Genomic DNA, 4,661 nt, shown 5'->3' with positions numbered 1-4,661 from the left:
GTGATGGGCCGCGCCGATGTGATCCGCAGCCTCAAGCCCGAAGCCTTCGCCGACGAGAAGTTCGGCGCCATCACGGTCAGGGACATCCTGGGCGAACTGGAAAAGCCCGGCCGCGACCCGCGCCCCGACTTCAAAGTGGCCCGCTTCAACGAGGGGGTCGAGGACATCAAGGACCTGCAGCCCGGCATGGTGCTGGAAGGCACGGTCAGCAATGTCGCTCAGTTCGGTGCCTTCGTCGATCTGGGGGTGCACCAAGACGGCCTGGTGCATGTGAGCCAACTGTCCAGCAAGTTCGTCCAGGACGCCCGCGAGGTGGTCAAGACGGGCGACATCGTCAAGGTCAAGGTGCTGGAGGTGGACCTCACCCGCAAGCGCATCTCGCTGACGATGAAGCTCGATGCGCCCACAGGCGGGCGCGGGGGCAATGACTACCGGGCCCCGGCACGCCAGGAACGCGCAGGCGCCGGCCGCGGCGCCGCTCAAACCCCGGTTCCATCGGCCATGGCTGCTGCGTTTGCGAAACTGCAGTCCAAGCGCTGAGCAGGGCTGGCATTCCTGCCGAGGAAGGTCTATCGTAGGGACGGGTTCACCGTTGTGAAGGAGCCGCATCATGCGCAACTTCCATGTCCCTGTCGGCGGCCTGATGGCCGCCACCCTGGCTGCTGTGGCGCTGGGGGGCTGTGCCGGCCCCCACGGCGGCATGGGTCATGGCCGGATGATGAGCGCCCCTTCGGCCGTGGCCGTGCTGGAGCCCACACGCGGCCAGGCCGCCAGCGGGCGCGTGATGTTCCACCAGATGGGCGACGACCAGGTCATGGTCCACGCGAGGGTCAAGGGCTCAAACCCAACGCCGAACACGGCTTCCACATCCATGAAAAGGGTGATTGCTCCAGCGGCGATGGCATGAGCACGGGGGGGCACTTCAACCCCGGCGGCCATCCTCACGGCCCCCCCGAAGGGCCACGCCATGCCGGTGACATGCCCAACCTGCGCAGCAATGCCAACGGTGAAGCCGACATGCGGTTCACCCTCATCGGGATGAGCATCGGACGTGGGGTTGCCGACATCATCGGGCGCGGCGTCATCGTGCACGCCGACCCCGACGACTACCGCACCCAGCCCACCGGCAACTCCGGCGCGCGCATCGCCTGCGGTGTGATCACCGCCCACACGCGATAATCTGTCGGCTGTCTCTCGCAGCCCCGCAAGGCGCGGTCCCCCGCGCCTTGTTTTTTGCATCCCTTCATGCCCATGAAGTCTTTGCGTCTGTACGCCGGGCCGGCCGCGCGCCGCCACATCGAGCGCCACGGCCTGCCGCCGCAGGCCGTGCGGGTCGTGGCCGGCGCCGCCGGCGGGCCCAAGGGCCTGATCCTGAACCACCTGGACCGCCACATCTTCGGCCAATGGCTCGCATCGTCGCGCCAGACGGTGCACCTCGTGGGGGCCTCGATCGGCGCCTGGCGCATGGCCACCGGCATGCTCGACGAGGCCCCGGCCCGTTTCGCAACCCTGGCCCACGACTACATCCACCAGCGCTACGAACTGCCACCGGGCAAGACCTACCCCAGTGCGCAGGAGGTCAGTCGTGTCTTCGCGCAGGAGCTGCACGGGTTCTTCGACGGCCACGTCGAGAGCCTCGTCGCCCACCCCCGCTACCGGCTGCACATCGTGGTCTCGCGCGGCCGCCACGTGCTGGGGCGGGAAGGGCCGCTGCGCACCCCCATCGGCTACCTCGGCGCGGCGCTGAGCAACGCGGTGGCCCGTCCAGGCCTGGGGCTGTGGCTGGAACGGGTGCTGTTCTCCACACCGGGCGAACCCCTGCCCGTGGACCTGTCCGACCTGCGTCACCGGCGCGTCGTGCTCGACGCCGCCAACTTCGAGGCCGCCTTGCTGGCCTCGTGCTCCATCCCCTTCGTGCTCAAGGCCGTGCACGACATCGCGGGCGCGCCGCCGGGGGCGTACTGGGACGGCGGCATCACCGACTACCACCTGCACTGGAACTATCCGAGCATGGGCGGGGGGATTGTGCTGTATCCCCATTTCCAGCGGGCTATCGTACCGGGCTGGCTGGACAAGCCGTTGCGCCGCCGCCACCGGGCCACGTCGGCGCTCGACAACGTCCTGGTGCTCGCGCCCGACCCGTCCTGGGTGGCCACCCTGCCCGACGGGAAGCTGCCCGACCGCAGCGACTTCAGGCGCTACGGCACCGACACCGAGGCCCGGGCCCGGGCCTGGCAGCGCTGCGTGGACGAGAGCGAGCGCCTGGCCGAGGAGTGGGCACAATGGCTGGGGCGCGGCACCCCCGCCGATGTCCTGGAACCCCTGTGAGATCGAACTGCACGTCCGAAGCCGAGGAAAACCGATGGGTCTGACCACCAGCCTGATCGTCATCGTCTTGCTGATCGGTGTCAGCGCATTCTTCTCGATGGCCGAGATCTCCCTGGCCGCCTCGCGCCGCCTGCGCCTGAGCCAGATGGCCGACGAAGGCAACCTGCGTGCCGCCGAGGTGCTGGCCGTGCAGGACCAGCCCGGCAGCTACTTCACGGTGGTGCAGATCGGCCTGAACGCCGTGGCCATCCTGGGCGGCATTGTGGGGGAGGGGGCCTTGACGCCCTATCTTGCCGCAGGGTTGGCTTGGTTCCTGGATCCGGTCACCGCAGCGCGGATCGGCTTTGCCCTGTCCTTCCTGCTCGTGACAGGCCTGTTCGTCGTCTTCGCCGACCTGTTCCCCAAGCGCGTGGGCATGATCGAACCCGAGCGCATCGCCACACGGCTGATCGGCCCGATGCGCTGGTGCATGCGCCTGCTCAAGCCGCTGGTGTGGGTCTTCGACACCCTGGCCTCCGGGCTGTTCCGGCTCTTCGGCCTGCCGGTGTCGCGCGACGAGCGCATCACCCCCGACGACATCCTGGCCATGGCCGAGGCCGGCACCCAGGCCGGACTGCTGGCCGAGCAGGAGCAGCAGGTCATCGAGAACGTCTTCGAGCTCGACACCCGCACCGTGGAGAGCGCGATGACCACTCGCGAGCGCATCGTGTACTTCCTGCTGGACGACGACGACGCCCTGATCCGCACCCGCGTCGTCGAGCAGCCGCATTCCACCTACCTCGTGTGCGACGGCCATATCGACAAGGTCGTGGGCTACGTCGATGCGACCGATCTCTTCCAACGCGTGCTGCGCAACGAGCCGATCTCGCTGCAGGGCGAGAGCGGCCAGTCCCTGATCAAAAAGGTCCTGGTCGTGCCCGATCGCCTCACGCTGTCTGAGATGCTCGGCCAGTTCCGCCAAGCCCACGAGGACTTCGCCGTGATCGTCAACGAATACAGCCTGGTCGTGGGTGTGATCACGCTCAATGACGTGATGAGCACCGTGATGGGCAGCCTGGTCGGCCACGACGACGAGGAACAGATCGTGCGGCGCGAGGATGGCTCCTGGCTGGCCGACGGGATGACACCCATCCCCGACCTGCTGCGGGCTCTGGACCTCGACGAACTGCCCCACCAGGGCCAGTACGACACGCTGGCCGGCTTCCTGATGGTGATGCTGCGCCGCATCCCTCGGCGCACGGATGCGCTCACCTGGGGCGGCTGGCGCTTCGAGGTGATGGACGTCGACAGCTACCGCATCGACCAGGTGATGATCACCCGCGTGGTCTGAAGGGTGCGGGCGGGGGGCCGCCCGTGCATGCAGCCATGAGGGCCCCTCAGCCCACGGGGATCACAGTTTCGGGGGCGGAAGCGATTCCGGATCGACGGCGGAGCAGCTCATCTCGATGGTGCCGATGACATCATCGTTCAGGTCCCGCAACTCGCCCTCCAGGGCGCCATCCTGTCGGTCGATCGCCAGCCGGATGGTTGCGAGCCGTTTCAGGTTGGGCTGCCAGATCACCCACGTCCCCCGCAACCAATCGAGATACAACCGTGTGCCGGGCCCCCCCAGCTTGAACACCATGGAGTAGTGCATCGGCGTGGGCGTGTACAGCAAACGCTCGCCCACCGGCAGCACATTGGACCGCTGGATCAGCGCCGTGGTGTTGTTGTCACGCAGCGCCAGATCCAAGTGCGCCGCACGGCTCTTGTCTGCCGACGACAGACTGCCCTCGCATCGGAGGAACAGATGAAATTCCGCGGACCGGGCCGCCCCATGAGGGGCCAAGAATCCGGCCGCCACGCACAGGGCCATGGCCCATCGCCCTGTCGGACGGTGCAAAGCAGGCATGTGTGTTCCTCCCTGAACCTGGTTCGAAGTCACTTCTTGGTCGCGGTGCCCGATTTGGTCGTGGTGCCCGATTTGGTCCGCGGGGTGGTGGACGACGTCGGGCTCGTCGAGGCCGGCTTGGTGGCTGCCGGCCGAGGCGGCTCCAGAGCCTTCGATGCTGCGGTGTCGCCGCCTTGGACACCCAGTCGTCCGCCCGTTCCCAGCCCTCCCTTGACCGTCTGGGCCTGGTAGTTGCGCAAGGCCTTGACCATCTGGTTGAACGAGTCGGCGAACGCGGCAGTGATCACTTTGCCCTGCGGGGTCTTGGACCACCCTCCGGCGCCACCGCCCGCCCCGCCACCGAGAGCCGCGCCGAAGATGCCGAAGTCGTAGTTGCCCGCCGTCCCCTCGGCGGCGGCGATCTGCACGCCCGAACAGTTGTCCACCAGCAGCAAGGTGGTGG

6 protein-coding genes and 1 pseudogene are annotated in these 4,661 nt (G+C 67.8%); 5 read left to right on the top strand and 2 right to left on the bottom strand.

Features of this window, described 5'->3' with window-relative positions:
- From ACK42S_RS15865 to ACK42S_RS15845, 5 genes are all read left to right on the top strand, one after another.
- On the top strand, positions 1-540 hold a 540-nt coding region (locus ACK42S_RS15865), incomplete at its 5' end, for a S1 RNA-binding domain-containing protein (protein WP_409709719.1).
- A gap of 70 nt (positions 541-610) precedes the next feature.
- Positions 611-907: a hypothetical protein gene (locus ACK42S_RS15860; protein WP_409709725.1), complete on the top strand. Its 297-nt coding sequence runs from the start codon at positions 611-613 to the stop codon at positions 905-907.
- Positions 868-1,179, top strand: coding sequence for a superoxide dismutase family protein (locus ACK42S_RS15855; protein ID WP_409709722.1), 312 nt, complete (start codon positions 868-870; stop codon positions 1,177-1,179). Before ACK42S_RS15860 ends, ACK42S_RS15855 begins: the two co-directional genes overlap by 40 nt.
- A 72-nt stretch (positions 1,180-1,251) precedes the next feature.
- Positions 1,252-2,328 (top strand): phospholipase, encoded by a 1,077-nt coding sequence (locus ACK42S_RS15850; RefSeq protein ID WP_409709716.1) that lies wholly within the window; start codon positions 1,252-1,254, stop codon positions 2,326-2,328.
- 34 nt (positions 2,329-2,362) lie between these two features.
- Positions 2,363-3,658 (top strand): hemolysin family protein, encoded by a 1,296-nt coding sequence (locus ACK42S_RS15845; RefSeq protein ID WP_409709713.1) that lies wholly within the window; start codon positions 2,363-2,365, stop codon positions 3,656-3,658.
- A 60-nt stretch (positions 3,659-3,718) separates the two neighbouring features.
- Here ACK42S_RS15845 and ACK42S_RS15840 read toward each other — a convergent pair whose 3' ends face one another.
- Entirely contained in the window at positions 3,719-4,183 is a 465-nt protein-coding gene (locus tag ACK42S_RS15840; RefSeq protein WP_409709710.1) for a hypothetical protein, read from the bottom strand.
- Positions 4,184-4,248: 65 nt separating this feature from the next.
- Positions 4,249-4,661, bottom strand: a pseudogene (locus ACK42S_RS15835) (peptidoglycan-binding protein); the annotation flags it as partial.

Source organism: Caldimonas sp. (assembly GCF_046289365.1).
Taxonomy (GTDB): Bacteria; Pseudomonadota; Gammaproteobacteria; order Burkholderiales; family Burkholderiaceae_C; genus Caldimonas.
The sequence above is the reverse complement of the archived record's forward strand: the minus strand, read 5'-3'. Positions and strand labels throughout refer to the sequence as shown.

Bases quoted from the DNA above. Each gene is read 5' to 3' on its own strand.
- ACK42S_RS15845 (WP_409709713.1), top strand. From the start codon at position 2,363: ATGGGTCTGACCACCAGCCTGATCGTCATCGTCTTGCTGATCGGTGTC.
- ACK42S_RS15840 (WP_409709710.1), bottom strand. From the start codon at position 4,183: ATGGCCCTGTGCGTGGCGGCCGGATTCTTGGCCCCTCATGGGGCGGCC.
- ACK42S_RS15850 (WP_409709716.1), top strand. From the start codon at position 1,252: ATGAAGTCTTTGCGTCTGTACGCCGGGCCGGCCGCGCGCCGCCACATC.
- ACK42S_RS15860 (WP_409709725.1), top strand. From the start codon at position 611: ATGCGCAACTTCCATGTCCCTGTCGGCGGCCTGATGGCCGCCACCCTG.